Raw genomic sequence first — 23,782 nt, 5'->3', positions numbered from 1 at the left:
GCGCGAATGGCTGCCGGGGGGAAGATTTGGTTATTTCAAGAGATGGTCGTAGTCGGCATGGGTGCCGATCCAGAACCAGATCACGTCATCATTGTCGCGGATAGCAACAGCCCGGTAGTGGTCGTCAACTCGCGCTGACCAGTAGCGTCCGACCTGTTTGAAATGGAGTGATGGTTGAAAAGGATCAGAGCGCAGTCTGGCAAAACGCCTGTCCGCCTTTGCCCGGATTAACGATGGCAGTTTTTCGTAAGCCTCCCAGAATGATGGAGAGGCGACGTGGTTCACAGAGGCCGCGTCCGGCCCGCGCGATGGTCAGCCAATGCCTGTTCGGCAAGCTTGTCCAACCGGCCTGTCTTCGCGTCCGATTCTATCTGCCGATCCCACATCTCCGCCTGGAGCGCCTCGAACCATGCGGCAAACGCCTTCAGTTCCTCGGGGCTTAGTTCAGCGATGGATTTTTCGATTTGTTCAAGCTTGGTCATGGCCGAATGGTACCACTATTTGGGCTAAAAGTACCATGAGTGGGACTATAGTTCCGGCTGCGACGCCTGAACTCCAGACAAACAAAAAGGCGGGATAAATCCCGCCTTCCCATTTTCGGTAGCCTGATCGGGAGCGTCCGGTCCGGGCTGGCAGCTATCTGCTGATCCAGCTTGTCGGGTCTTTCCGCTCCGGCGCGCTTCTCGCGCGACTGTCAGTACATCCGTGACTTGCCACGCGCCCCGGGCTCTCGCCCGGCGCGCGCCATTCGCTAAATCAGGCTGCCTTGCTCAGAGATCCAGCGGACGACTTGCCAGTGCGGCGGTCCTGCTCGATCTCGAAGTTGATCTTCTGGCCTTCGACCAGGGTCGACAGTCCAGCACGCTCGACAGCGGAGATGTGGACGAAAACGTCCGCGCCGCCCGCGTCAGGCTGGATGAAGCCGAAGCCCTTGGTGGCGTTGAACCACTTGACCGTTCCAGTTGCCATTTAGATAGTCCTTCACATTTGCTTTAGATTGACCGGACCGAGGTCCAGCCGGTGTGCATCGAGATTTTGGAGATAGACGTCAGCAAACGCGAAGATCGCGAGGCCCGGATCGATCGGCCGAAATATCAATGGACCGCATATAGGCTGCTTTCGCACGAAAAACAAGACTGCGTGAGAAAGCCGTGATCAGGGGACTGCCCAATGGCCGCCCCAATCGCGTGAGAGCGTCGCAACAGGATTGGGCCCCGGCAGGGGTTAGATCCGCTTCTGGAAGGAGAGGACCTTGGGGAGAGGGCCATGAAAACCATTCTGCTTGCCGCCTGCCTGACGCTGGCGGCCGCCGAGGCGCAGGCAATCTCGCGCTATGATCCCACGCATATGAGCTGCGACAAGGTCCAGTCGACGATCGCGCGGCAGGGCGCCGTCATCCTGCGCTACCAGTCGACGCGGGTGCCGGGCCTGCCGCTCTACGACCGCTATGTGCAGAGCCAGCAATTTTGCACCATGGGCGAGGCGAGGACGCGTGCCTATGTGCCGAGCGCCGACACGAAGTCCTGCCCGGTCTATATCTGCAAGCGGCCGGACAATGATCGGCATTTCCGCCGGCGGTTCTTCCACAACAACTAGTTCAAAACCCGAAGGAAACCTGCGCGGGCGGCGGCGGGCCGACGCGCACGCCTTCCATGGCCAGCATCTTCTCCTTGGTGTTCGAGCCGCCCGGCGCCGAGAAGCCGCCGATCTTGCCGCCGGCGGCAAGGATGCGATGGCAAGGGATGACCAGCGGCACCGGATTGGCGCCAAGGGCAGCACCGGTTTCGCGCGGCAGACCGCCATGGCCGGCGCGTTTGGCCAACTCGCCATAGGTGGTGGTTTCACCGTAGCCGAGCTTTCGCGCCGCATCGTAGATGGCGAGGCGGAAGTCGTCGATGCCGTCGAGATCGACCGGCACGCCGGTGAAGTCGACATCCTCGCCGGCCGCATAGGCCTTGATCGACGCGATCAGCTCGACCACCCATGGCGGCTGGGCGGTGGAGGCGGAAACGCCGGCATGGCGCAGCAGGCGCCGCTCGACCGCTTCGCGGCTGCGTTCGGGCAGGCAGAGCCGGATCAAGCCCTTTTCGCTCCAGGCGATGCCCATGAAACCGATCACTGTTTCTAACACTGCGTGGCCGGCTGTGATCGAAGATGTCGTTTCCATGATGCGTTCCTTTCCGCAAAGTGGCGAAAACCGGGATTCGTCCCAGTACATATCCAGAACAATATGGCATCCCGGCCAGAGTCTCGCCACCCGAAAACCACCTAATGGCCCCGATTGCCGGCCCTGAATCGCTGGTGTAAGGAATTTCTTAACAACCCAACAAACCGGACTCGAGCGCGGCTTGCGAGCAAAACATACTTTTATCGCGATCGGCGTGATCCTGGCCGCCGCCGGCATGAGCGGCTGCACGTCGACCTCGCAGATGAAATCCGCGCCTGCCCTGACCGAAACCGCGACCGCCGCCGGCGCTGACGCCGGTTTCACCATACCGCTGCCGGACACCGTTTCGGTGCTGCCGCAATCCTCAGGGATCGCGCCCGTTCAGACGGCTGAATTGACGCCCAGTCCGGCCACGCCAGCACTCGATCCCGCCGTCCAGCCGCTTGCTGCGACCGCCGCCTTTGCCGGTTCGACCCCGGCGGCACCGGCCATGCCTGCCGTAATGGCCGCCAATGCCTGGCAGGCGCCGCCGCCGGCGACTGCGGGTGAGCCGGTCAACACGGCCGAGACCTACACGACCGCCGGGCTCGTCATGCCGGCGACCGCCAAGGGCGGTCAAAAAGGCATGCCCGGCGTGCAACAGGTCGCTTATGTGGTGCCGCAGAATCCGGCTGCCCTTGTCCAGTTCCCGACGGCACCCGTGGAAGAAGAGCATGCGACGGGCATGCGCGGCGATGTCGAGCGGCTGATCGAGAAATATGCCGCACTCTACCAGGTGCCGGTCGACCTGGTGCGCCATGTCGTTAACCGCGAGAGCACCTTCAACCCGAAAGCCTACAACAATGGCCATTGGGGGCTGATGCAGATCAAGCACGCGACGGCGCGCGGCATGGGCTATGACGGACCGGCCAAGGGCCTATTCGACGCCGAGACCAATTTGAAATACGCGGTCAAGTATCTGCGCGGCGCCTGGCTGGTGGCCGGCGGCAACGCCAAGCGCGCCGACTGGCTCTACCAGACCGGCTATTATTTCGACGCCAAGCGCAAGGGCCTGCTCGAGGCGACCGGCCTTGGCCGCGACCGCCAGCGTCGCCGCTTGCAGCCCGACGCCTGAGCGCAATGCCTGAACCGCGTCCGCCGGCTCCGAACGACATCCGGCTGCGCAAGATGCTCGACGAGACGCTGGTTCCTCCGCATTGGCCGCAGGGCTTTGCGATGCGCTGCTTCGAGCCCGGTGACGCAGCGGCCCTGCATGCGCTTTTGACCGAAGTGTTCGACGACGGCGCCGATGGCCCGTTCGACGAATGGTGGCCGCGTATATCAGGCGATCCTGAATTCGACCCGGCGCTGTGTTTCCTCGTCATCGACGCCAAGGGCCGGCTGGCGGCGGCGGCACTGTGCTGGACGCGCGGCTTCGTCAAGGACCTCGCCGTTCACCCCGAGGCGCGCGGCAAGGGTATTGCCGAGGCGCTGATGTGGCACGCCTTCGCCCGTTTTCGCGAGCGCGGCGTCGACCGTGTCGACCTGAAGACCAACACGGTGGAAAATGCCGTCGCCGTCAGGCTCTACCAGCGGCTCGGCATGTTCGAGGTCGATTGGTACAGCTGAGCGGGGCGCTCAGATGTCCGGCGCTTTGCCGATCTTCCGCTTCAGCTCCATCGCCCAGGCGCCGGCCTCGTAGCTGCCCACAATCCCGTGGTGAGAATGCCGGGAAGCCAGGGAGGTTCCGTAGCGGGCCATCCGCAAAAAAATGTCGGAGCCGATCGCCGCCAAACGTCCTTGGGTCGCAGAGCAACCGCGCCGGGACGCCAGCGCGATGACCCAAGGAGACGATCATGATCACCTTTCCCAACGAATCCGCCAAATACCGCACCGCCCGCGAAAAATTGCTGCGGAAGGAAATTGGGCTGCGCCGCGCCATGGAAGAGGTTGCGGTCGCGCGCCGTGCATTGCCGCCGGGCGGACTGGTGCCGCAGGACTATGTGTTCGACGTGCTCGGACCGGACGGCAAGCCGGCGACGGTAAAACTGTCGGAGCTGTTCGCGCCGGGCAGGGATTCGCTCATCCTCTACAACATGATGTTTCCCCGCCACCCGCAGGAGACGCGCGAAGTGGCGACCGGCGGCGGCACGGCGAAGCTGGCGAGGAAAGACCAGCCATGCCCGTCCTGCACGGCGCTGCTCGACCAGTTCGACGGCGCCGTTGGGCATCTCGAAGCGGCCGGCTTCAATTTCGCCGTGGTGGCCAAGACCGCGCTGGAAAACCTGGTCACACTTAGCCGCGATCGCGGCTGGAAGAACATGCGGCTGGTGTCGTCGGCCGGGAACGGCTTCAAGCGCGACTACAATGCGGAGACGGCTGACGGCGCACAGTCGCCGCTGCTGTCGGTGTTCCATCGCGACGCCGACGGCATCCGCCATTTCTGGAGTTCTGAACTGGATTTCGCGCCAACGGACCCAGGCCAGGATCCGCGTGGCGTCGGCACCTGCGAGACGCTGTGGAACCTGATGGATTTCACACCTGGGGGCCGGCCGAACTGGCACGAGCAGCTGCAATATGGCGAGGCGTGTTGTCATTAGGAGGGCTTGCCTTCTAGAAAATCAGCGCTCTACGGCGCCCCCCTCTGTCCTGCCGGACATCTCCCCCACTTGGGGAGATTGGCAGCTCGGACGCCGGCCTGACTTCGGCGAGCCGCTGCAATATGGCGAGGCGTGCTGTCATTAGGGGCGGGCGCCACGTACGGTCTTTCCTTCTCCCCTTGTGGGAGAAGGTGGCCTCGCGAAGCGAGGTCGGATGAGGGGTGTTCCAGTGAACGCCAACCTCACCTATCCTCTCACAATGCCGCACCAACCCGTCCTGCCAGCAAAAAGACGTTTCGCCCGAACCTTGCGGCGCGAACCGACCGAGGCCGAGGACAAGCTTTGGCACGAGCTACGCGGCCGCAAATTAGATCGGATCAAGTTTCGTCGGCAAGTCCCGATAGGGCGGTTCGTTGCCGACTTTCTTTGTGCAGAAGCAATGCTGATCATCGAAATCGATGGCAGTCAGCATGCGGATTCCAGCCATGATCGAGAGCGGGACAACGATCTGATGCTGCGCGGTTTTCGCGTTCTGCGCTTCTGGAATGATGATGTGATGCGCGAGTTGGATTCCGTCTGGGACACCATCATCGCTTATGTGCGGGACATGAGTTTGGAGCCATGGCGGTGACAGCTTGGGCGTAACCAGACGCCAAGCTGGAACACCCCTCATCCGACCTCGCTTCGCGAGGCCACCTTCTCCCACAAGGGGAGAAGGGAAAGTCGCGTCTGCCGTCACAAAACAAGGAAGCAACACATGCCCAAGATCGACCTGTCATCCGTGCCCGTCCGCAAGGGCTCGGGCTATCCCGCGCCTTTCGATGCTCCTTGCGCCGAGCGCACGTGCCGCCGCCTCGGCGAGGCCGGCGGGCTCACCGATTTCGGCGTCAACCTGATGACCTTGCCGCCCGGAGGCTGGTCGAGCCAGCGCCACTGGCACAGCCATGAGGACGAGTTCGTCTATGTCTTGGAGGGCGAACTGGTGCTGGTCGAGGACGGCGGCGAGACGCTGCTCAGGGCAGGCGACTGCGCGACCTTCGCCAGGAACAGCGGCAACGGCCATCACATGATCAACCGCTCCTCGGCCACGGCGCGCTACCTGGAGGTCGGCTCGCGCTCTCAGGACGATGTCATCACCTGCTCCGACATCGACATGATGAGCCCGAGTTCGGATGGACGGTTCCTGCACAAGGACGGCACGCCGTATCCGGGGCAGGCGTGAGGGCGGCGACGCGGGACTTTCCTTCTCCCCCTGTGGGAGAAGGTGGCCGAGCGAAGCTCGGACGGATGAGGGGTGTTCCAGCTTGGCAACACCGCTTGCGCAGCCGTGACCGTATAGCTGATTATCAGCGTCTCACTCCGCTGGAACACCCCTCATCCGTCTTGCCGCTTCGCGGCAATCCACCTTCTCCCACAAGGGGAGAAGGAAAGACTGGCATTCCGCCGGTGCCGCGATAAGCTCCCTGCAACAAAGGGAGGATCACCATGAAGAAGGAAGTCATCGAAGTGCCTGTCATGTCGGACAAGGTGCGGGCGCTCGGCCTGCCCTGCTCGACGGCGGTCAAGGCCAACGGCTTCGTGTTCATCTCGGCGACGCCGCCGGTGGACATGGTGACCGGCGAGATGGTGCGCGGCGACATCGAGGTCCAGACCGAAGCGTCGCTGAAGGCGCTGAAACATTGCCTGGAAGCGGCCGGCACCACGCTGGAAAACGTGGTGATGGTGCGCATCTACGCCGTCAATTCCGGCTTCTACAACGCCATCAACCGGGTCTACGCGCGGTACTTCAGCGTGAATCCGCCGGCGCGCAGTTTCGTGCCGGTGGCGTCGTGGCCGATGGAGTTTGATATTGAGATTGAGTGTGTGGCGGTGGCGTGAGGGGCTAATCTCTTGGCTCTCCGTTGACGGTGAGATCGGATGAGAGAAGCTAAGCGTTTGACCAAGACAATCTCGGTCAATTTTGAGGTAAAAATTCCTCCACTCTGCAGCAGCAAACAATATAAATTTTAAGTTCTTTCTCAATCATTTTGCATATCTTACCCTTTCTCTCATGTATAATCTTGTGCCTCTCCTTTGATTGACACCCTTTCTTCTGAGGTTCGAAAAGGTCTATGTCTTGTGTGACTACAATACTCACTTCTGCTCCCGCAGAGAATTCGACTATTCGAGCGTCCTTTACAGGAATCCCACTTTGAACCAGATGTTTTCTCAGCGGATTATTTCGGACAAAAGCGACCAATCGCAACGCCCCATTTTGCATCAAATCCGCAATATGGTCTGCCACGAATATATTTCCGACACCGCCGGTGCACGAGCGCCACTCTTGAAGAAATAACCCACCAAGGTCTAAGGTAAGGTGATCTTTACTTTTTATAAGCTCGACGGACGCAGTACAATTGTTCGGAGTGCCGCCTACCATCCCATCTATGTAGGTTTTAAATGAATTAGCGTCGAGGAAGGTAGCCATTATTCTGGATATATAAAACGTAGTTGACGTTCTGACTCAGACCTTTCAGGGTGAGCCCTTGCCTTAGCAAGTTGAAGTGATTCAACCTGTCTTTGCGGAAAGAATCCGCCGGGCCAATCCGGTTTAAAGATTCCATCGGCACGAATGTCAATATCCGTAACGATCTTCTCCCCGTTTTGATCTTCCACAAAGAAAATTTTAACGTCTGAAGGGCTTATATCACCGAGAGCGACATGTCGCGCAATTCTCAAAACCAAATTATCGCTGTGAGTTTCTATAAATTGCTGACCTCCAAATTTTGCCAAACCAACAAAAAAAGAACCAAGAGAAGCTTGAGCGTTCGGGTGTAAATGTATCTCGGGTTCCTGAACTACAAAAGTTGGGCTTTTTCTTTGAGAAACGTGAGATCCAAATATATTAAGTCCACCAATTAGCACAGGAAGTACTTGACTGCATCCAAAACCAACATCACAAATATTATGCTCTTTTCCTTTGAAGTCGACAATACATATTTCGAAGTGCCTTGTAGTTAGATTTTTAACTCGAATTTTATCAGCTATCTTGTTTACGCGCAACCAATCCGAAATTTGCTCCTCAAGGCCAATTCGTAAAGCGCCGCGTTTAGCTGTGTCATTTACCAGCAGCGTTATGCCGTTTGACCCCGTCCTTCCGATCTCGGTGGGAGTTTCCCCACTGTAGAGATATGTGCGCTGTGGTTGGGCTCGAAAGGGGCTGAGGGAATCGAAGTTGCGGAAATTATCTCGAAGCAACATATCCGCCTTGCGCAAAGCTCGGGCAACGCGTTCAATTATGTCCTTTGATGATTTTGGAAATTCGTTCTCTGGGACAACCAGCCTAGAAAGACTTGGGTCAAAAGGCCAAAATCCAATAAATAGAGGGCGCCTCGCACTCTTACTTCCGAGCACTGTCTCCACACTCCGCCGCAGGAGTTTGACGTCCGAGCTATCCTTCCTAGCTTGATAGGAAAAAATCTCCTCGTTGTTTTCTGACAAACTGAACCTGGATATTTCGAGCTCTCTGCGTTGTAATCGGAATTTGACGTCGAAGGAAATGTCAAATTCTCCAATCCCAAGATCAAATCCGATAGGCGTTCGAACGTTGTTTCCATGTACAACGTCCTGAAACGTTCCCAATTCTTCGTATGGTCCATTCAAGACTAGCGGGCTCGAACTGCCTCGGCTCGCGAAATGGGTCTGCGCGATTAAATTTATTGCACTTAGAATCGATGATTTTCCAGAATTATTTGCGCCTATAAATATATTAAGTCGACGGAATTCAAATTTATGATCCCGATATGCGCGGAAACTGCGTAGCCTGAGGTACCTAATCATTGGTCTCATCGGTGAGTGCAGGGCAAAAAATTTGCCATAAGCTATCATCGAATTTAAATTTTGGAAGGCACTTTGTCTTTCGACAGTTGGCTGCCTAGATGCCGCGAGTTCGCAGCACAATATGCATAGAAACGTCGCAGTCGGCATATGCTACGCGGGTGCATGGCTATGAAGAATCAGCTCGATTCAGCGCCATAGCGCTACAACCCTGACTTCGCTTACTGTGCTTCATTGTTTCTAAAGAGGAAAAAAGAAGTGGCCCTTACGCAAAATACTCCTGCAGCGGCCTGACCTCCAGGCTCCCCGCCTTCAGCGCCGCGATCGCCTCGGCCACCGCCGCCGCGCCCGACAGCGTCGTGTAATACGGCACCTTCTGCATCAGCGTGGCCCGCCGCAGCGACTTTGAGTCCGACACCGCTTTCTGGCCGTCCGTGGTGTTGAAGACGATCTGCACCTGGCGGTTGCGGATGGCGTCTTCGATGTGGGGGCGGCCTTCCAGGACCTTGTTGATTTTCTCGGCGTCCACGCCGTTTTCGGCGAGGAAGCGTTGCGTGCCCGAGGTTGCCAGCACCTTGAAGCCGAGGCCGGTCAGACGTTTGACCGCCGGCAATATGCCCTTCTTGTCCTCGTCGCGCACCGAGACGAACAGCGTGCCGGAGCGTGGCAGGTCGACGCCGGCGCCCAATTGGCTCTTGGCGAAGGCGAGCGCGAAATCGCGGTCGAGGCCCATGACCTCGCCGGTCGAGCGCATTTCCGGGCCGAGCAATATATCGACGCCGGGGAAGCGGGCGAACGGGAAGACCGCTTCCTTGACCGCGATGTGGCCGGGGTTGCGCGGGTCGGGCATGGCGCCGTAATGGGCGAAGGCGTCTTCCAATTTCTCGCCGGCCATGATGCGGGCGGCGATTTTCGCGATGGGCCGGCCGATGGTCTTGGCGACGAAGGGCACGGTGCGCGACGCCCGCGGGTTGACCTCCAGCACGTAGACCGTGCCGTCCTTGATCGCGTACTGCACGTTCATCAACCCGCCGACATTGAGCGCGCGGGCGAGCGCTGCCGTCTGGCGCTCCAGTTCGTCGACCAACTCCGAGGGCAGCGAATGCACTGGCAGCGAGCAGGCGCTGTCACCGGAATGGATGCCGGCTTCCTCGATGTGCTCCAGGATGCCGGAGACGAAGGTCGCCTTGCCGTCGCAGAGACAATCGACATCGACCTCGATGGCGCCGGAGAGGTAGGTGTCGAACAGCAGCGGGTTCTTGCCCAGCAGCGTGTTGATCTGGCCGGTCTTGTCATTGGGGTATTTCTGCTTGATGTCCTCCGGCACCAGGCCGGGCACGGTGTCGAGCAGGTAGGATTGCAGCATGCCCTCGTCATGGATGATCTGCATGGCGCGGCCGCCGAGCACATAGGAGGGGCGCACCACCAGCGGGAAGCCGAGCTCGCCGGCCACGAGGCGGGCCTGCTCGACCGAATAGGCGATGCCGTTCTTCGGTTGGCTGAGGTTGAGCTTGTGCAGCAGCTTCTGGAAACGGTCGCGGTCTTCGGCGAGATCGATCATGTCGGGCGAGGTGCCGAGGATCGGGATGCCGGCTTTCTCCAAGGCGTCGGCCAGCTTCAGCGGCGTCTGGCCGCCGAACTGGACGATGACGCCGACCAGCTCGCCCGACGCCTGTTCGGCGCGCAGGATCTCCAGCACGTCTTCCGCCGTCAGCGGCTCGAAATAGAGCCGGTCCGAGGTGTCGTAGTCGGTCGACACGGTCTCGGGGTTGCAGTTGATCATGATCGCTTCGTAGCCGGCGTCGCGCAGCGCGAAGGCGGCGTGGCAGCAGCAATAGTCGAACTCGATGCCCTGGCCGATGCGGTTCGGTCCGCCGCCGAGGATGACGACTTTCTTCCGCGACGAGACCTGCGCCTCGTTGGCGAGCGCGCCGGCGAACGGCACCTCATAGGTCGAGTACATGTAGGCGGTCGGCGAAGCGAACTCGGCCGCGCAGGTGTCGATGCGCTTGTAGACGGGATGAACGTCGAGCTTTTCGCGGACCTTCTGGATCTCTTCGGCGTCGGTGCTGGTCAGCGAGGCGAGGCGGGCATCGGAAAAACCCATCGCCTTCAGCATGCGCAGATTGACGGCGTCCTCAGGAATGCCGTGCTCGCGGATGCGGTCCTCCATAGCCAGGATGCCGGCGATCTGTTCGAGGAACCACGGGTCGATCTTGCACATAGCGTGCACGTCTTCCAGCGACGTGCCCATGCGGATCGCCTGCGCCACCATGCGCAGCCGGTCGGGCGTCGGCGTGCCGAGTGCGGCGCGGATGGCGTTGCGGTCGTCCGCATGGTTGGCAGCCGCGCTGCCATGGCCGAGGCCGGGGATCTCGATCTCGTCGAGACCGGTGAGGCCGGTTTCGAGACCACGCAGCGCCTTCTGCAGCGATTCCTGGAAGGTGCGGCCGATGGCCATGACTTCGCCGACCGACTTCATGGCGGTGGTCAGCACCGGTTCGGCGCCGGGGAATTTCTCGAAGGCGAAACGCGGGATTTTTGTCACGACATAATCGATCGACGGCTCGAACGAGGCCGGCGTCGCGCCGCCGGTGATGTCGTTCTCCAGCTCGTCCAGCGTGTAGCCGACGGCAAGCTTGGCGGCGATCTTGGCGATCGGGAAACCGGTCGCCTTGGAGGCCAGCGCGGACGAGCGCGAGACGCGCGGGTTCATCTCGATCACGACCAGGCGGCCGTCGGCCGGGTTGACAGCGAACTGCACGTTGGAGCCGCCGGTCTCGACGCCGATCTCGCGGAGCACCGCGATCGAGGCGTTGCGCATCATCTGGTATTCTTTGTCGGTCAGGGTCAGGGCAGGGGCGACGGTGATCGAGTCGCCGGTGTGCACGCCCATCGGGTCGATGTTCTCGATCGAGCAGACGATGATGCAATTGTCCGCCTTGTCGCGGACGACCTCCATCTCGTACTCCTTCCAGCCGAGGACGCTCTCCTCGATCAGCACTTCAGTGGTCGGCGAGGCGTCGAGGCCGGACTGGACGATGTCGTAGAATTCGGCGCGGTTGTAGGCGATGCCGCCGCCGGTGCCGCCCATGGTGAAGGACGGGCGGATGATGGCGGGCAGGCCGACATGGTCGAGCGCCTGGGCGGCGATCGCCATGCCATGGCTGATGTAGCGCTGCTTGCGGTCGCCTTCGCCGAGGTTCCAGCGGGTCTCCAGCGCGTCGAGCGCGGCGTCGAGGTTTTCCGGCTTCTCGGCCTTCAGCGCGGCGCGCTCGGCCTCGTGCGTCTTGCGGTCGGTGTTCTTGACGTCGGTGGCGTTGGCCAGCATCGACTTCGGCGTTTCCAGGCCGATCTTCTTCATCGCCTCGCGAAACAGCGCGCGGTCCTCGGCCTTGTCGATGGCATGCGCGTCGGCGCCGATCATCTCGACATTGTAGCGGTCGAGCACGCCCATGCGGCGCAGCGACAAAGCGGTGTTGAGCGCGGTCTGGCCGCCCATGGTCGGCAGCAGCGCGTCGGGACGCTCCTTGGCGATGATTTTGGCCACGACTTCCGGCGTGATCGGCTCGATATAGGTGGCGTCCGCCAGTTCCGGGTCGGTCATGATGGTGGCCGGGTTGGAATTGACCAGGATGACGCGGAAACCCTCTTCCTTCAGCGCCTTGCAGGCCTGGGTTCCGGAATAGTCGAATTCGCAGGCCTGGCCGATGACGATGGGGCCGGCCCCGATAATCAGGATCGACTTGATGTCGGTGCGTCTTGGCATGTCATAGGTCCGTTCGGCGGGCGGCTTGCACAAAAAACCGGGACGGGAAGACCCGGCCGGTTGTGCTCGCGATTCTGGTATCAGGCTAGGAGGGCCTTATAGGGAAGAGTTTTGCCCGATGTAACCCCGAAAATGAGGGGAATAGGCAGTAGGGATTAGGCAGTAGGCAGGGGAGGTTCAAAGCGCCTAATGCCTATTCCCTACCGCCTACTGCCTGAAACCTATTCCCCCAGCGCCAGCTGATCCGTGATCTCGAAGCGTTCGGAGACGCCGACGCGGATCATGTTCAGGCTGCCTTCTCGGGTGAAGCGGAAATCGCTCTGGCCGTCCGAGCCGGCCGGCTGGCCGGCGACGAACGAAATGACGCGGGTTCCGCCGTCGGGCCAGGTGACCGTGACGTCGGCCTTGTCGCTGCCCTTGCGCACGACGCTGACCGCGCAGCGCGTCATCGGCTCACCGACATAGCGCGCGCACGGAATTTCGCTGGCGGCATCGGCGGACGTCCGCGCGACGGTCTGCGGGTCGGGCGCTGGGGCCGCGAAGGCCAGGCCGTAGGCATCCTGCATGGCTGTCTGGCCGATTTCGGCGGCGGAGTTCAGCGTGCTTTCGGCACTTGCGGGACCAGCGCCGCCCAGCCGCTCGGTCAGGTCGGGCGGCGGTGCGATCGGCGGCTGGGGCTTTGCAGGACCGTCCGTGCCAGTGGCCTGCGCTTTGTCCGGCGCCGATGCCTGGTCGGCCTCACTGCCGCCATCGGTGGAGGCGACCACCGGCGCATCGGCCGGTTTTGTCTGGCCTTCGGCATAGGGCGCCGGATTGAGGGGGACGAGGTAGCGCGCCGGCACCCATCCGCTCAGCTTCTCCTTGCCGGTGCTCTCGATCTTGCACCATTTGTAGCCGTTGACGTCGTTGCAGCCAAGATTGGTGACGCTGTCGCCGCCGGCCAGACGCGTTTCGACCTTGGCGATCGGCGATGCGGCAGTGCGGACCTTGAGAAGGTCGTCCGGCGCCAGGCCGGTGACGATGGAGATGACGAGATCTTCTTCGGCCATGGCGGGGGCAACGGCAGGCCATGCCGCCATCAGCAGCGGAGCGGCAATCAGCGCATGCAGGGTTGTTCGGAGCGTAACTGTGCGCCTCATCGTTTGGCCGTGCGCTGGTACTCAAAGACACCATGCCGCGGGTCGAGCCCGCCGCCCGGCCGGTTTTTATAAGGGACGACGCGCCGCCATGTAAGTCCGAAAATTCGATCGCCGTTTCGTCCGTGCGAACTGTCGGCCGGTCCGATCGGGCAGGAGCAAGCTCGGTCGGGCGGCATGAACGCAAGGGCGTTCAGCCGGGCATGAGCAAGCTCAGCCTGGCATAAACGCAAGGGGCGTTTAGCCGGGCATAAACCCCGTCCTGAGCGCGTGGGCCCATTCCGGGCGTCCCGCCTGTTCGGCCTGCCTGGCCGCGGCCTCGTGGTCGTAGTCGACGGCGATGGCCTCGAAACGGTCGGGCTGATCCGCACTGCCCAGCGTGACGATGCCGTAGCGCGCATGCGGCGAGCCCTGCTCGGAGACATGCGCCGGCGGTGTCGAATCGTCATAGGCGGGACAGCCGATGCTGCCGGGATTGAAGATGACCGGACCGTCGGGGATGCGGACCAGTTCCGCCCGGTGGCTGTGGCCGCACAGCGCGATGCGGCAGCCGGGGTCGAGCGCCTTCAGCCGGCGCCGGATCGCCGCCAGCGGCGCGCGCACCAGCTGGCCATCGGTGATCGCATCGAGCAGGTATTTCTCGTCATGGTCGGGGCGGGCATGGAAGGCGATGATGCCGGGCGCGACCTCCAGCGTCAGCGGCTGGGCGAACAGCACCTCGCGCTGCGTTGCCGTCAGCCGCTCCTGTGCATAGGCGTCGGAAGGCCACATCTCGCCGTCGGCGGGATCGACGGCGACGCGGCGGTCGTGGTTGCCGCGCACCGTCGGCAGGTTGAGCGCTTCGAGCCGCGCAAACGTCTCGCGCGGCCAGAGCGGGCCGGAAACGCTGTCGCCGAGATTGACGGTCAGGTCGGCGCCACCGCGCCGGCGCAGATCGTCAAGCACCGCGTCCAGCGCCAGCACATTGCCGTGGATATCGGCGAGGACGGCAATGCGCATTTGATGGCTCCGTGTGTGAGCAGCGTTTCTCATGCAAGGCGAGGAACAGCTTTAGGCCGGCACTTCGAGATCGTGGCCGCCGACCGCCGGCAGCGCCGGGTCATCGCTGGCGGCGGCGATGACGCTGTCGAGCAGGCCGGGGAAGCGGGCTTCGAGGTCGGCGCGGCGCAGCGTGATCATGCGGTTGGTGCCGACCACTTCGGTGCGGGTAACACCGGCCTCGCGCAATTTGGCGAGATGGTAGCTCAGATTGGTTTTCGAGCAGAGATCGAGGAACTGGCTACAGTTCAGCGGCACGCCTTGCTTGCTGGCGAGATAGCGCACGATGGCGAGCCGCGTCGGGTCGCCGAGCACGCCGAGCACGATCGGCAGGCTGATCTGATCGGTATTGGGGTGCGGCAAGGTCATGGCTGGAACCTAAGCGCAGTTCCGGCCGATTTCAACGCATCCGTCCCGCCGTGGCCGTGCACAGTGTTTCTCCGTTTGATGATCCGTGCTGACACAGGGCTGTCAGGAGGGTTCAGCTATTTTCCCCTGGCTTCATTGACATCATGCCCTGTTATGTCCAATTGTTCAATAAGCTTTGAACTAAGGACACAGCCCATGGACAAGCGCCTCTTCTGGCTTGCGCTCGGATCGTTTACGATCTCGACCGAAGGCTTCGTCATCTCCAGCCTTCTGCCTGATATCGCGGCGGACGCCGGCATCTCGATTCCGCTGGCCGGCACGCTGATCACCGCGTTCGCGCTCGCCTATGCGGTTGGCACGCCGATCCTGGCCACGCTGACCGGCGAATGGGACCGGCGCCGCGTCATTCTGTGGACGCTGGTGTTCTTCGTCATCGGCAACATCGCCGCCGCCCTGAGCTCCTCGTTCGAACTCCTGCTGATCGCGCGCATCGTTATGGCGCTGTCGTCCGGTCTGTTCGCCGCGACAGCGCAGGGCACGGCGGTGGCGCTGGTCGATGACCATCACCGGGCCCGCGCCATTGCCGTCGTCGTCGGCGGCACCACCGTGGCCGTCGCTGTAGGGGCGCCGCTCGGCGCCCTCGTTGCGACGATCGCCGGCTGGCGCGGCACGTTCTATGCCATCGCCGGGCTCGGCGCGTTCGCGGGTGCAATCCTGTGGTACCGGCTGCCACGCGGCATCGTCGGCACCAGGCTGCCCTTGAAGCGCAGGCTGGCGGCCGCCCTTCGTCCCGGCGTGATGCCGATCCTGCTGACCACGCTGCTGGCGCTGACCGGCGCCTTCACCGTCTTCGCCTATGTCGCGCCGCTCGCCATCGAAGGCGGCGGACTCAGCCAGATCGCGCTGCCCGGCATGCTGCTCGCCTTCGGTGTCGGCGCCGTCATCGGCAACATCGCCGGCGGCCAGGCGGCCGACCGGTTCGGCGCGACCCGCACCGTCGGCTGGTCGCTGACGCTGAGCGCGGCCATGCTGGTGTTGCTGTCGGTCATCCCGACCTTCCTGCCGCCCCATATTGCCGGGCCGGCGCTGATGGCGATGATGGTGCCATGGGGCATCGTCGGCTGGGCGTTCCCGCCGGCGCAGGCCAGCCGCATCATCAAGCTGGCGCCCGACGCCGCCCCGATCGTGCTGTCGCTTAACGGCTCGGCGCTCTATCTCGGTGTGGCGCTGGGCGCCGTGGTCGGTGGTGCCGTGCTGCGCTACGGCACGCCGGCCGATCTCGGCCTGGTCGCCGCGATATTCCCGATCATCGGGCTCGGCATCGTGCTGGCCGGGCGCCGGGCGGCGCGGCCAGTCGCCATGCCGGCCGAATAGTCTTTTCGGAAGCTCGTCGGCTGCCTTAGAGCAATTCCAGGAAAAGTGTGAAACGGTTTTCCGTCCGGAACTGCGTCAAAACAAAGAGTTAGAGCTGTTCGCCGTTTCCGTGAAACGGCGAACTGCTCTAGCCGGCCGGCGGCAGATCAAAATCCAGTGCGGCGATGTCATCCAGCGCCGCGCGCAGCTTTGCCGCCTGATCCTTGCCGACCACATCCTCGAAGCGCTGCTGGGCGACGTGCCACAGCTTCATCGCTTCATCGAGCTTGACCAGCCCTTGCGGCGTCAGCCGCACGCGCTTGATGCGGCGATCGTCCGGATCGGAAAAGGTCTCGACATAGCCGTCCCGGATCAGCGGTTTCAGCGTATGGCCGAGTGCCGACAGGTCCATGATCAGGGAGGCGGCAATGGCGCCCATCGCCGGCTCGCCGCCGACATGGATCTGATAGAGCAGGCCCTGCTGCGTGGCCTTGAGGCCCGAGGGCGCCAGCACATCATCATAGAACTGGCCGAGCTTGCGCGCCGCGCGGCGCAGCATGGCGTTGTTGCACAGCGTCAGTCCGGGCAGGGTGTCTTTCGGCATGTTTTTTCTCTCGGCAACGGCGACATCACGCCCGACCGCTGACCCTTAAATAATCCGCGGTCCGGTCATTGACAAGATAGCGGCATATGCCTATTTCATTAATGATGGTATATGCCACTAAATGAACTCGATTGGCTTTGCCGTCGAGGCGAGGGCGGTTGCCCACGGTACCGGCGGCCAGGTCGAAGCGAAGAAATCAGTCGAAGAAGGAACAGGACAATGAGTGGACAGAACAACAAGGGCACGGCGGTCGTCACCGGCGCTTCATCGGGCATCGGTGCGGTCTATGCCGACCGGCTGGCAGGGCAGGGCCATGACCTGGTACTGGTGGCGCGCCGCGCCGACCGGCTCGAGGAACTGGCGCAGAAGCTGCGCTATGCCTACGGTCGCAAGGTCAGTGTGATCAGCGCCGATCTATCCGACGACAATGACGTCCGCCGCGTCGAGCAGGCGATCGCCGCCGACGACAGCGTGACGCTGCTGGTCAACAATGCCGGCTTAGGCGGCCAGCAGGTGGTGGCGACAGCTGATGCCGATGCGGCCGAGCGCATGATCAAGGTCAATGTCATCGCCCTGACGCGGCTGACCCGTGCCGTGCTGCCCGGGCTGGTGGCGCGCAACCGTGGCGCCATCGTCAACATCGCCTCGGTGCTCGCCTTCGACACGTCGTTCGGCGGCATCTACAGTGGCAGCAAGGCCTATGTGGTCAACTTTACCGAGGCCCTGCAGCGCGAAGTCGCGGATACGCAGGTGAAAGTGCAGGTGGTGCTGCCGGGGGCGACGCGGACCGATTTCTGGGAACTTGCCGGCAGCGATATCGACAGCCTTCCGCAGGAGATCGTCATGACGGCCGACGACCTGGTCGATGCCGCGCTTGTCGGCCTGGCCAAAGGCGAAACCGTCACCGTGCCGGGGCTTGCCGACGCTGCCAAGCTGGACACTTTCCTTGGTGCGCGGCAAGCCTTTTACGGCAGCCTGCATGCCGACAAGCCGGCGGCCCGCTACGCGGCTTGAGGGGCCGCCCTCTTAGTTCCTCGCCCCCACGGATGTGGGGGAGAGGTGGCTCGGCGAAGCCGAGACGGAGAGGGGGACTGGCGCGACGGTGACCAAATCATACCTGGTATCCACCCTACGAAGGCCCCCTCTCCGACCGCTTCGCGGCCACCTCTCCCCCGCTCTGGCGGGGGCGAGGAACCCAAGTCCCGTAGGGTCCGCTATTCTCCTCCAGCTGAGGCACAAAGAGTGCAATTGACCTCTATGCCGACCGCCACATCGGAATGATCGAGGCGGCGAGCACCAGCGCCAGCACGACGTTGAGCGCCCGCCATTGCCACTCGGTCTTGAGCAGCCGGGCAAGCAGCATGCCGGCCACGCACCACAGCGACAGCGAGGCCGCCGCCGCCAGGCCAAAGGTGGCGCCGAGCAGCAGCGCAAGCTGCAGCGGGCCGCTCGCCAAAGCTGCGAACGAGGCCGCGGCACCCAGCCCCATCGCCCAGCCCTTGGGGTTCATCCATTGAATGCCGGCGCCGCCGAGAAAGCTGTTCGGTCTGGCCATGGTCACATCCAGATTGGGCGGGCCGCTACGGCCGATTTTGATCGCCAGCCAGACGAGATAGAGCGAGCCGACGACCTTCATCGCCAGCTGGAGCGAGGGCATGGCCAGCAGCAGGCCGGCAAGCCCCGCGGCGGCGGCGCCCGTCACGGTGGCGAGGCCGGCCGCGCTACCAACCAGCAAGGGAACGGAACGGCGAAAGCCGAACTGCGCGCCGGACGCCGTCGACAAGGTCGTGGCGATGCCGGGCGTGGTGGTGGCAACGATCGCAAACAGGACGAGGGGGATGACGGGCTCGAGCATGCGGCTTCCTTTAAAGCGCGTCGACGCGCTTCAAGTTTTGTTTGGACACCGCCATCGTAGCCGCGCACGAACTTCAGTAAATGCAATGTTTGCCATGATCAGCATTAGAAGTCATAATGCAGGCCATGATCCGAAATCTCGACATGGCGTTGATCCGCACATTCGTGACCGTCGCCGACAAGGCCAGCATGACGGCCGCGGCCAACGCACTGCACCTGACGCAGGGTGCCGTCAGCCAGCAAGTCAAGCGGCTGGAGGAGGCGCTCGGCTCCAGCCTGTTCGAGCGCGACCGGCGGGGCCTCAGGCTGACGTGCGCCGGCGAGCGGCTGTTCGGCAAGGGCAAGCGGCTGCTGGCCTTGAATGACGAGATCTGGGCCGAAATGGCGGGCGTCCCGGTTGCCGGCCAGGTGCGGCTTGGGGTGCCTTACGATCTTGTCGGCACCTTGCTGGCGCCGGTGCTGAAGACCTATGCCGAGACCTATCCGCAGGTCGAGATATCGCTGGTCTGCGCCTCTTCGCCGGAACTGGCGGCGGCCCTTGCGGCGGGAACCATCGACCTTGCCGTGATCGAGGAACGCGTCGGCTCGTCGGCCGGCGAGTGCCTTGCCATCGACCGACTGGTCTGGGTCGGCGCCAGGGGCGGCGTTGCCCGCGCCAAGCGGCCGCTGCCGGTTTCGATCGTCGCCGACACCTGCGCCTTCCGGCCGGCCGTGCTGTCGGCGCTCGGGGAGCACGGGCTGGAATGGCGCACCGTGTTCGAGAACGGCAACATCGACGCAACGACGGCGACGGTGCGTTCCGACCTCGCGGTCACGACGTGGCTGGCCTCCACCGTCCCGGCCGACCTCGACATATTGCCCTTGGATTCCGGGCTGCCGCCATTGCCGAATTTCGCCATCAATCTGCATTTGCCCAGGCATGGCGTCGGGCCGGCGGCGCAGGAGTTCGCGCGGCATATCCGCGAAGGGCTGGCGCGGCGGCTGGTGGCGGCTTGAGACCAAGCAGAACTTAGGTTCCTCTCCCCCGTCGATCGGGGGAGAGGTGTCGAGCGCAGCTCGACGGAGTGGGGGTCGATCTTTTTCCGCCTGATTACCGCAGGCCTCCAGTCTTCTTGCCCGCCTGGCACTGCCTGTCTTACGGCGGTGCGTTTGGCGAATGCCTTCCCCCACTCCGTCACTGCTTCGCAGCGCCACCTCTCCCCCCTCCGGAGGGAGAGGAAAGGTGCCAAGGCCGGTCCCGCTACTTCCAGTTCTTGCGTCGCTCGAGCTCGGCGTCGGATGGCTCGCCCGTGACGAACGACCCGACCTCGATTTCGCCCGCGCGCTCGTAGCTCGCGATGACGACGCCGGTGCTCGACGTCTGCGACTTCACAAGCCTGAAGGCGGCCGGCATTGCGTCATCGCCGAACAGGCGCTTGCCCTTGCCCAGCACCAGCGGGAAGATCATCAGCCGGATCTCGTCGATCAGCCCGTTGGCGAGCAAGGTCTGGATCAGATCGGCCGATCCCTGGATAAGCAGGTCGGGCCCGTCCTCCTGGCTGAGGCGGCGCAGCGCCGCGACTATATCTTCCCCAAGCCATTGCGTGTTCTGCCAGGTGAGTGTGTCAGGCCGATGCGTCGCCACATATTTGGTCGCGGGATTGAAGGCATCAGCGATCGGATCTTTCTGGTACGGCCAGTAGGCGGCGAAGATGTCGTAGGTTCTGCGGCCGAGCAGCAAGGCGAAGGGCTTGGAGAAGAGTTCATCCATTGCCGCGCCGCCCACCTCGTCCCAGTAATGGAATGTCCAGCCGCCGAACTTGAAGCCGCCGACCGGATCCTCTTCCGGACCGCCGGGTGCCTGCATGACGCCATCGAGGCTGACGAATGTCGCGGCGATGATCTTTCTCATTGTTCGTGCTCCCATGTCTTCAATCCACGCCGTCAGTGGCCGGACTTCAGCCCAAGGACGGGCGATCGGCCGCCGGTCCGACACCGCCAGCAAGATTCCGGCGAGCCCGCCCTGGATGAGTCAACGGCGAGGCCTGGCATCGAGGCTGCGCGACGAGAACCAGACCTCGCCGAAGATGGCGGTGGCTGTGCGGTCCGGCACCTTATCCGATGTCAGCCAGATCGAACGGCTGCGCACGGCCTGATCGCGCGTCGGGATCTTCGCCGCGGGGTCTGCAACCGAGGCGCCGACACATGGAATGAACCACGAGCGCATGAACGGGGCGCAGCTAAAGCCTTTTTCGGTGCGGGTCACCATTACCGCCAGCGCGACGCGTTCGGCCGGGCGCCAGGGAAAGATCATGCGGCCACCCGGCCGCAGCGCCTTCAGCCATCCGGCCGGCGGTGCGGCGACGCCGGCATTGACATAGATGATGTCGGATGGCGGCAAGGGCGTCGTCACGGCATCGCCATGGACGACGGTCGCATTGCCATAGGCTTCGAGATTTTGTCGCGCGAGCTCGGCCAGGTTGGCATCGAGTTCGAAAGCGGTGACGGTGCCGCCGGGCGACACCAGCCTGGCCAGCACCGCTGTGTAGTAGCCGGTGCCGGCGCCGATGTGGCAAACGGCCTCGCCGGGTTTCGGCGCAAGCTTTCCGATCCACATGGCGTGCAGGAAAGGCTCGCCATTGTTGATGCCCTTGTCGGCGTCGAGCGTCACCAACACGTTCTGGTAGATGTGGGCCGGATCGGCGCTCGGCGTCGTGATCTTGCCGTTGCCGGCGATGATCGTCCACGGCCCGGGACCGAGGAAGGCTTCGCGCGGCACCTCGGCGAAGACCGCCTCCAGGCGCGGATCGGGCGAGCCGGCATTGGCGGCCATCAGCCGCGCGTAGAACTTCCTGATGTCTTCGATCCCGGTCATGGCGCCGGAGAAGATAGCGCGGATTGCCGATTTGTCGCGGGATTACCTACTCGAAGGGGCAGTCGATCTCTCGGCGGGCTGAACTCAACTGACCCCGAACATGGTGTCGTAGAGGAGCTTGAAATTGAGCACCAGGATGATCGTGGCGACCACCCAGGCCAGCGCGGCGACACCGCGCGGAATGGCGAGGTTGCCCATCTTCTTCTTGTCGGAGACGAACTGCACCAGCGGGATGACCGCGAAGGGCAGTTGCATCGACAGGATCACCTGGCTGAACACCAGCAACTGGCCGGTGCCCTTTTCGCCGTAGAGCGCGGTGACGATCACCACCGGGATGATGGCGAGACCGCGTGTCAAAAGCCGGCGTGCCCAGTTGGGGATGCGCAGGCGCAGAAAACCTTCCATGACGATCTGGCCGGCGAGCGTCGCCGTCACCGTCGAATTCAGGCCTGAGGCAAGCAGTGCCACCGCGAACAGGACCGAGGCGATGCCGAGGCCGAGCAGCGGCGACAGCAGCTCGAAGGCCTGGCCGATCTCGGCGACGTCCTGGTGGCCGGTGTCGTGGAAGGCGACCGCCGATACGATCAGGATCGAGGCGTTGACGAACAAAGCGAGCATCAGGGCGATGGTCGAGTCCGTCGTTGCCCATTTGATGGCATCACGCTTGCCCTTGTCGGTGCGCTCATAGGCTCGGGTCTGCACGATCGAGGAGTGCAGATAGAGATTGTGCGGCATGACGGTGGCGCCGATGATGCCGATGGCGATGTAGAGCATCGCCGGATTGGTGACGATTTCCGACGACGGCACGAACATGGCGTGCAGGATCGAGCCCGCCGGCGGGGCGGCGACAAAGATCTGGATGGCAAAGCAGCTGAAGATGATGATCAAAAGCGCGATGACGAAGGCTTCGAGATAGCGGAAACCCTTGTTCATCAGCAGCAGCACCAGGAAGGCATCGAGCGCGGTCAGTATACGACACGCAGCGGCCATCGCGCAGCCGGGCCGCCGCCCTCGCGCAGCAATTCACGGCCGGGAAACCCTGCGGACCCGCTATCGGTGCCTGCTTGCGGCGTCTGCCCTCTCCCTTTTCTTCGCGGCCCCGTTTCTTCGCAGCTTGGCGGCCAGTGTAATGCGAAATTCCGCCCAGGCAAACGCGCCTGTGCGGAAATCCGCACAGGCATTTGCCGCAAAGCACCGGACAACCGCAGAAATTCCGGGATTCCGGCCTTTCATCGATCTGGCACAGCGCTTGCAAAAGTCCTTGCAGCGGCGTGCGACCGGAGCGCCGCGATGGGAGAAGTCACGCAGGGCGGTGCATTTCCGCCCCATCCGGCAGGGAGAGTTCGATGCATATCGCAGATCAATCAGGCGCGCCTTCCGCGCAGCGCAAGCCTTTCTATGCCCAACTCTACGTGCAGGTGCTCGTCGCGATCACGTCGGCATCCTGCTCGGTCACTTCTATCCGTCGATCGGCGAGAGCATGAAGCCGCTCGGCGACGCCTTCATCAAGCTGGTCAGATGATCATTGCCCCGGTCATCTCCTGACCGTGGCGACCGGCATCGCCGGCATGAGCGACCTGCAGAAAGTCGGGCGTGTCGCCGGCAAGGCGATGCTCTACTTCCTCACCTTCTCGACGCTGGCCCTCATCATCGGCCTTGTCGTGGCCAATGTCGTGCAGCCGGGTGCCGGCTTCAACATCGACCCGGCGACGCTCGACGCCTCGACCGTCAACACCTACGCCGCCAAAGCGCATGACCCAGTCGGTCACCGGGTTCCTGATGAACATCATCCCGACGACTATCGTCGGTGCCTTCGCCGACGGCGACATCCTGCAGTGCTGTTCTTCTCGGTGCTGTTCGGCATTTCGCTGGCGCTGGTCGGCGACAAGGGCGCGCCCGGTCCTCAATTTCCTGCAGGCGCTGACGACGCCGATCTTCAAGCTGGTCAGCGTGCTGATGAAGGCTGCGCCGATCGGCGCCTTCGGCGCCATGGCGTTCACCATCGGCAAATACGGCATCGGCGCGGTCATCAACCTCGCCATGCTGGTCGGCACCTTCTACGTGACGTCGCTGCTGTTCGTGTTCGTCGTGCTGGGTGCGGTCTGCCGCTACAATGGGTTCTCCATCCTGTCGCTGATCCGCTACATCAAGGAAGAGCTGCTGCTGGTGCTGGGAACGTCTTCTCTGAAGCCGCCCTGCCCTCGCTGATGGAAAGAAAAAAGAGGAATGATGGAGAAAGCCGC

At 62.7% G+C, this 23,782-nt stretch carries 27 protein-coding genes and 2 pseudogenes; 13 read left to right on the top strand and 16 right to left on the bottom strand.

Annotated elements, in window-relative coordinates:
• Positions 1–30: 30 nt before the first annotated feature.
• From ACFSQT_RS09895 to ACFSQT_RS09885, 3 genes are all read right to left on the bottom strand, one after another.
• A complete protein-coding gene (locus ACFSQT_RS09895) occupies positions 31–285 on the bottom strand; it encodes a type II toxin-antitoxin system RelE family toxin (RefSeq protein WP_379018137.1) in 255 nt (84 codons plus the stop codon).
• Positions 282–482 (bottom strand): hypothetical protein, encoded by a 201-nt coding sequence (locus tag ACFSQT_RS09890; RefSeq protein WP_379018136.1) that lies wholly within the window; start codon positions 480–482, stop codon positions 282–284. Before ACFSQT_RS09890 ends, ACFSQT_RS09895 begins: the two co-directional genes overlap by 4 nt.
• Before the next feature lie 274 nt (positions 483–756).
• Positions 757–969, bottom strand: coding sequence for a cold-shock protein (locus ACFSQT_RS09885; protein WP_010910991.1), 213 nt, complete (start codon positions 967–969; stop codon positions 757–759).
• A 297-nt stretch (positions 970–1,266) separates the two neighbouring features.
• Between ACFSQT_RS09885 and ACFSQT_RS09880 the strand changes: the two genes are divergently transcribed.
• Complete coding sequence (locus tag ACFSQT_RS09880) at positions 1,267–1,596, top strand: hypothetical protein (RefSeq protein ID WP_379018135.1); 330 nt, start codon at positions 1,267–1,269, stop codon at positions 1,594–1,596.
• A gap of 1 nt (position 1,597) precedes the next feature.
• Here the strand turns inward: ACFSQT_RS09880 and ACFSQT_RS09875 are convergent, their stop codons facing one another.
• Positions 1,598–2,167 (bottom strand): methylated-DNA--[protein]-cysteine S-methyltransferase, encoded by a 570-nt coding sequence (locus ACFSQT_RS09875; protein ID WP_379018134.1) that lies wholly within the window; start codon positions 2,165–2,167, stop codon positions 1,598–1,600.
• 181 nt (positions 2,168–2,348) lie between these two features.
• Here ACFSQT_RS09875 and ACFSQT_RS09870 point away from each other — a divergent pair, with 181 nt between their 5' ends.
• On the top strand, positions 2,349–3,281 hold the full coding sequence (locus tag ACFSQT_RS09870; protein ID WP_379018133.1) for a transglycosylase SLT domain-containing protein: 933 nt from the start codon (positions 2,349–2,351) through the stop codon (positions 3,279–3,281).
• Between the two features lie 5 nt (positions 3,282–3,286).
• On the top strand, positions 3,287–3,775 hold the full coding sequence (locus tag ACFSQT_RS09865) for a GNAT family N-acetyltransferase (protein ID WP_379018132.1): 489 nt from the start codon (positions 3,287–3,289) through the stop codon (positions 3,773–3,775).
• Positions 3,776–3,784: 9 nt separating this feature from the next.
• Here ACFSQT_RS09865 and ACFSQT_RS09860 read toward each other — a convergent pair whose 3' ends face one another.
• The gene (locus tag ACFSQT_RS09860; protein WP_379018131.1) at positions 3,785–3,940 is read right to left on the bottom strand and encodes a hypothetical protein; all 156 of its coding nucleotides are present in this window, start codon (positions 3,938–3,940) and stop codon (positions 3,785–3,787) included.
• 62 nt (positions 3,941–4,002) lie between these two features.
• On the opposite strand from ACFSQT_RS09860, the gene ACFSQT_RS09855 reads away from it, so the two are divergent.
• The 4 genes from ACFSQT_RS09855 to ACFSQT_RS09840 all read left to right on the top strand — a co-directional run bounded on the left by ACFSQT_RS09855 (position 4,003) and on the right by ACFSQT_RS09840 (position 6,624).
• A complete protein-coding gene (locus ACFSQT_RS09855; protein WP_379018130.1) occupies positions 4,003–4,746 on the top strand; it encodes a DUF899 family protein in 744 nt (247 codons plus the stop codon).
• A gap of 229 nt (positions 4,747–4,975) precedes the next feature.
• Entirely contained in the window at positions 4,976–5,377 is a 402-nt protein-coding gene (locus tag ACFSQT_RS09850; RefSeq protein ID WP_379018129.1) for an endonuclease domain-containing protein, read from the top strand.
• Between the two features lie 126 nt (positions 5,378–5,503).
• A complete protein-coding gene (locus ACFSQT_RS09845) occupies positions 5,504–5,968 on the top strand; it encodes a cupin domain-containing protein (protein WP_379018128.1) in 465 nt (154 codons plus the stop codon).
• Positions 5,969–6,231: 263 nt separating this feature from the next.
• Positions 6,232–6,624, top strand: coding sequence for a RidA family protein (locus ACFSQT_RS09840; RefSeq protein ID WP_379018127.1), 393 nt, complete (start codon positions 6,232–6,234; stop codon positions 6,622–6,624).
• A 76-nt stretch (positions 6,625–6,700) separates the two neighbouring features.
• Here ACFSQT_RS09840 and ACFSQT_RS09835 read toward each other — a convergent pair whose 3' ends face one another.
• The 6 genes from ACFSQT_RS09835 to ACFSQT_RS09810 all read right to left on the bottom strand — a co-directional run bounded on the left by ACFSQT_RS09835 (position 6,701) and on the right by ACFSQT_RS09810 (position 14,874).
• Positions 6,701–7,030, bottom strand: coding sequence for a hypothetical protein (locus ACFSQT_RS09835; protein ID WP_379018126.1), 330 nt, complete (start codon positions 7,028–7,030; stop codon positions 6,701–6,703).
• A 182-nt stretch (positions 7,031–7,212) separates the two neighbouring features.
• Positions 7,213–8,565 (bottom strand): AAA family ATPase, encoded by a 1,353-nt coding sequence (locus ACFSQT_RS09830; RefSeq protein WP_379018125.1) that lies wholly within the window; start codon positions 8,563–8,565, stop codon positions 7,213–7,215.
• Positions 8,566–8,827: 262 nt separating this feature from the next.
• Positions 8,828–12,331 carry a carbamoyl-phosphate synthase large subunit gene (gene carB / locus ACFSQT_RS09825; protein WP_379018124.1) on the bottom strand — a complete coding sequence of 1,168 codons (3,504 nt, stop codon included), beginning with the start codon at positions 12,329–12,331 and terminating at the stop codon, positions 8,828–8,830.
• Between the two features lie 221 nt (positions 12,332–12,552).
• Positions 12,553–13,470, bottom strand: coding sequence for an SH3 domain-containing protein (locus ACFSQT_RS09820; protein WP_379018123.1), 918 nt, complete (start codon positions 13,468–13,470; stop codon positions 12,553–12,555).
• 237 nt (positions 13,471–13,707) lie between these two features.
• Positions 13,708–14,466 (bottom strand): metallophosphoesterase family protein, encoded by a 759-nt coding sequence (locus tag ACFSQT_RS09815; RefSeq protein WP_379018122.1) that lies wholly within the window; start codon positions 14,464–14,466, stop codon positions 13,708–13,710.
• Between the two features lie 51 nt (positions 14,467–14,517).
• Complete coding sequence (locus ACFSQT_RS09810) at positions 14,518–14,874, bottom strand: ArsR/SmtB family transcription factor (protein ID WP_379018121.1); 357 nt, start codon at positions 14,872–14,874, stop codon at positions 14,518–14,520.
• A gap of 195 nt (positions 14,875–15,069) precedes the next feature.
• On the opposite strand from ACFSQT_RS09810, the gene ACFSQT_RS09805 reads away from it, so the two are divergent.
• Positions 15,070–16,248, top strand: coding sequence for an MFS transporter (locus tag ACFSQT_RS09805; protein ID WP_379018120.1), 1,179 nt, complete (start codon positions 15,070–15,072; stop codon positions 16,246–16,248).
• Between the two features lie 127 nt (positions 16,249–16,375).
• Here ACFSQT_RS09805 and ACFSQT_RS09800 read toward each other — a convergent pair whose 3' ends face one another.
• Positions 16,376–16,831, bottom strand: coding sequence for a MarR family winged helix-turn-helix transcriptional regulator (locus ACFSQT_RS09800; protein ID WP_379018119.1), 456 nt, complete (start codon positions 16,829–16,831; stop codon positions 16,376–16,378).
• A 219-nt stretch (positions 16,832–17,050) separates the two neighbouring features.
• Here ACFSQT_RS09800 and ACFSQT_RS09795 point away from each other — a divergent pair, with 219 nt between their 5' ends.
• Positions 17,051–17,845 carry an SDR family NAD(P)-dependent oxidoreductase gene (locus ACFSQT_RS09795; RefSeq protein WP_379018118.1) on the top strand — a complete coding sequence of 265 codons (795 nt, stop codon included), beginning with the start codon at positions 17,051–17,053 and terminating at the stop codon, positions 17,843–17,845.
• A gap of 241 nt (positions 17,846–18,086) precedes the next feature.
• Here the strand turns inward: ACFSQT_RS09795 and ACFSQT_RS09790 are convergent, their stop codons facing one another.
• Complete coding sequence (locus ACFSQT_RS09790; RefSeq protein ID WP_379018117.1) at positions 18,087–18,686, bottom strand: LysE family translocator; 600 nt, start codon at positions 18,684–18,686, stop codon at positions 18,087–18,089.
• Positions 18,687–18,811: 125 nt separating this feature from the next.
• On the opposite strand from ACFSQT_RS09790, the gene ACFSQT_RS09785 reads away from it, so the two are divergent.
• Complete coding sequence (locus ACFSQT_RS09785; RefSeq protein WP_379018210.1) at positions 18,812–19,681, top strand: LysR family transcriptional regulator; 870 nt, start codon at positions 18,812–18,814, stop codon at positions 19,679–19,681.
• Positions 19,682–19,925: 244 nt separating this feature from the next.
• On the opposite strand, the gene ACFSQT_RS09780 is transcribed toward ACFSQT_RS09785, so the two are convergent.
• The 3 genes and pseudogenes from ACFSQT_RS09780 to ACFSQT_RS09770 form a co-directional block, all read right to left on the bottom strand.
• Positions 19,926–20,576: a dihydrofolate reductase family protein gene (locus ACFSQT_RS09780; RefSeq protein WP_379018116.1), complete on the bottom strand. Its 651-nt coding sequence runs from the start codon at positions 20,574–20,576 to the stop codon at positions 19,926–19,928.
• A 120-nt stretch (positions 20,577–20,696) separates the two neighbouring features.
• Positions 20,697–21,539: a protein-L-isoaspartate O-methyltransferase family protein gene (locus ACFSQT_RS09775; RefSeq protein ID WP_379018115.1), complete on the bottom strand. Its 843-nt coding sequence runs from the start codon at positions 21,537–21,539 to the stop codon at positions 20,697–20,699.
• A gap of 84 nt (positions 21,540–21,623) precedes the next feature.
• A pseudogene (locus ACFSQT_RS09770) lies at positions 21,624–22,511 on the bottom strand (divalent metal cation transporter); the annotation flags it as partial.
• A 374-nt stretch (positions 22,512–22,885) separates the two neighbouring features.
• On the opposite strand from ACFSQT_RS09770, the gene ACFSQT_RS09765 reads away from it, so the two are divergent.
• From ACFSQT_RS09765 to ACFSQT_RS09755, 3 genes and pseudogenes are all read left to right on the top strand, one after another.
• Positions 22,886–23,023 carry a hypothetical protein gene (locus ACFSQT_RS09765; RefSeq protein WP_379018114.1) on the top strand — a complete coding sequence of 46 codons (138 nt, stop codon included), beginning with the start codon at positions 22,886–22,888 and terminating at the stop codon, positions 23,021–23,023.
• 84 nt (positions 23,024–23,107) lie between these two features.
• Positions 23,108–23,377 (top strand): annotated as a pseudogene (locus tag ACFSQT_RS09760) (cation:dicarboxylate symporter family transporter); the annotation flags it as partial.
• Entirely contained in the window at positions 23,292–23,747 is a 456-nt protein-coding gene (locus tag ACFSQT_RS09755; protein WP_379018113.1) for a cation:dicarboxylate symporter family transporter, read from the top strand. The pseudogene ACFSQT_RS09760 and the gene ACFSQT_RS09755, both read left to right, overlap by 86 nt.
• The last annotated feature ends 35 nt before the right edge of the window (positions 23,748–23,782 follow it).

Origin of the sequence: Mesorhizobium calcicola, from assembly GCF_042682105.1 — a bacterium.
Classification (GTDB): Bacteria; Pseudomonadota; Alphaproteobacteria; order Rhizobiales; family Rhizobiaceae; genus Mesorhizobium; species Mesorhizobium calcicola.
The sequence above is the reverse complement of the archived record's forward strand: the minus strand, read 5'-3'. Positions and strand labels throughout refer to the sequence as shown.

Coding starts and splice junctions, on each gene's coding strand:
- ACFSQT_RS09890 (WP_379018136.1), bottom strand. CDS start 482: ATGACCAAGCTTGAACAAATCGAAAAATCCATCGCTGAACTAAGCCCC.
- ACFSQT_RS09885 (WP_010910991.1), bottom strand. CDS start 969: ATGGCAACTGGAACGGTCAAGTGGTTCAACGCCACCAAGGGCTTCGGC.
- ACFSQT_RS09880 (WP_379018135.1), top strand. CDS start 1,267: ATGAAAACCATTCTGCTTGCCGCCTGCCTGACGCTGGCGGCCGCCGAG.
- ACFSQT_RS09875 (WP_379018134.1), bottom strand. CDS start 2,167: ATGGAAACGACATCTTCGATCACAGCCGGCCACGCAGTGTTAGAAACA.
- ACFSQT_RS09865 (WP_379018132.1), top strand. CDS start 3,287: ATGCCTGAACCGCGTCCGCCGGCTCCGAACGACATCCGGCTGCGCAAG.
- ACFSQT_RS09855 (WP_379018130.1), top strand. CDS start 4,003: ATGATCACCTTTCCCAACGAATCCGCCAAATACCGCACCGCCCGCGAA.
- ACFSQT_RS09845 (WP_379018128.1), top strand. CDS start 5,504: ATGCCCAAGATCGACCTGTCATCCGTGCCCGTCCGCAAGGGCTCGGGC.
- ACFSQT_RS09840 (WP_379018127.1), top strand. CDS start 6,232: ATGAAGAAGGAAGTCATCGAAGTGCCTGTCATGTCGGACAAGGTGCGG.
- ACFSQT_RS09830 (WP_379018125.1), bottom strand. CDS start 8,565: ATGATTAGGTACCTCAGGCTACGCAGTTTCCGCGCATATCGGGATCAT.
- carB (WP_379018124.1), bottom strand. CDS start 12,331: ATGCCAAGACGCACCGACATCAAGTCGATCCTGATTATCGGGGCCGGC.
- ACFSQT_RS09820 (WP_379018123.1), bottom strand. CDS start 13,470: ATGAGGCGCACAGTTACGCTCCGAACAACCCTGCATGCGCTGATTGCC.
- ACFSQT_RS09815 (WP_379018122.1), bottom strand. CDS start 14,466: ATGCGCATTGCCGTCCTCGCCGATATCCACGGCAATGTGCTGGCGCTG.
- ACFSQT_RS09810 (WP_379018121.1), bottom strand. CDS start 14,874: ATGACCTTGCCGCACCCCAATACCGATCAGATCAGCCTGCCGATCGTG.
- ACFSQT_RS09805 (WP_379018120.1), top strand. CDS start 15,070: ATGGACAAGCGCCTCTTCTGGCTTGCGCTCGGATCGTTTACGATCTCG.
- ACFSQT_RS09800 (WP_379018119.1), bottom strand. CDS start 16,831: ATGCCGAAAGACACCCTGCCCGGACTGACGCTGTGCAACAACGCCATG.
- ACFSQT_RS09795 (WP_379018118.1), top strand. CDS start 17,051: ATGAGTGGACAGAACAACAAGGGCACGGCGGTCGTCACCGGCGCTTCA.
- ACFSQT_RS09790 (WP_379018117.1), bottom strand. CDS start 18,686: ATGCTCGAGCCCGTCATCCCCCTCGTCCTGTTTGCGATCGTTGCCACC.
- ACFSQT_RS09785 (WP_379018210.1), top strand. CDS start 18,812: ATGATCCGAAATCTCGACATGGCGTTGATCCGCACATTCGTGACCGTC.
- ACFSQT_RS09780 (WP_379018116.1), bottom strand. CDS start 20,576: ATGAGAAAGATCATCGCCGCGACATTCGTCAGCCTCGATGGCGTCATG.
- ACFSQT_RS09775 (WP_379018115.1), bottom strand. CDS start 21,539: ATGACCGGGATCGAAGACATCAGGAAGTTCTACGCGCGGCTGATGGCC.
- ACFSQT_RS09765 (WP_379018114.1), top strand. CDS start 22,886: ATGCATATCGCAGATCAATCAGGCGCGCCTTCCGCGCAGCGCAAGCCT.
- ACFSQT_RS09755 (WP_379018113.1), top strand. CDS start 23,292: ATGACCCAGTCGGTCACCGGGTTCCTGATGAACATCATCCCGACGACT.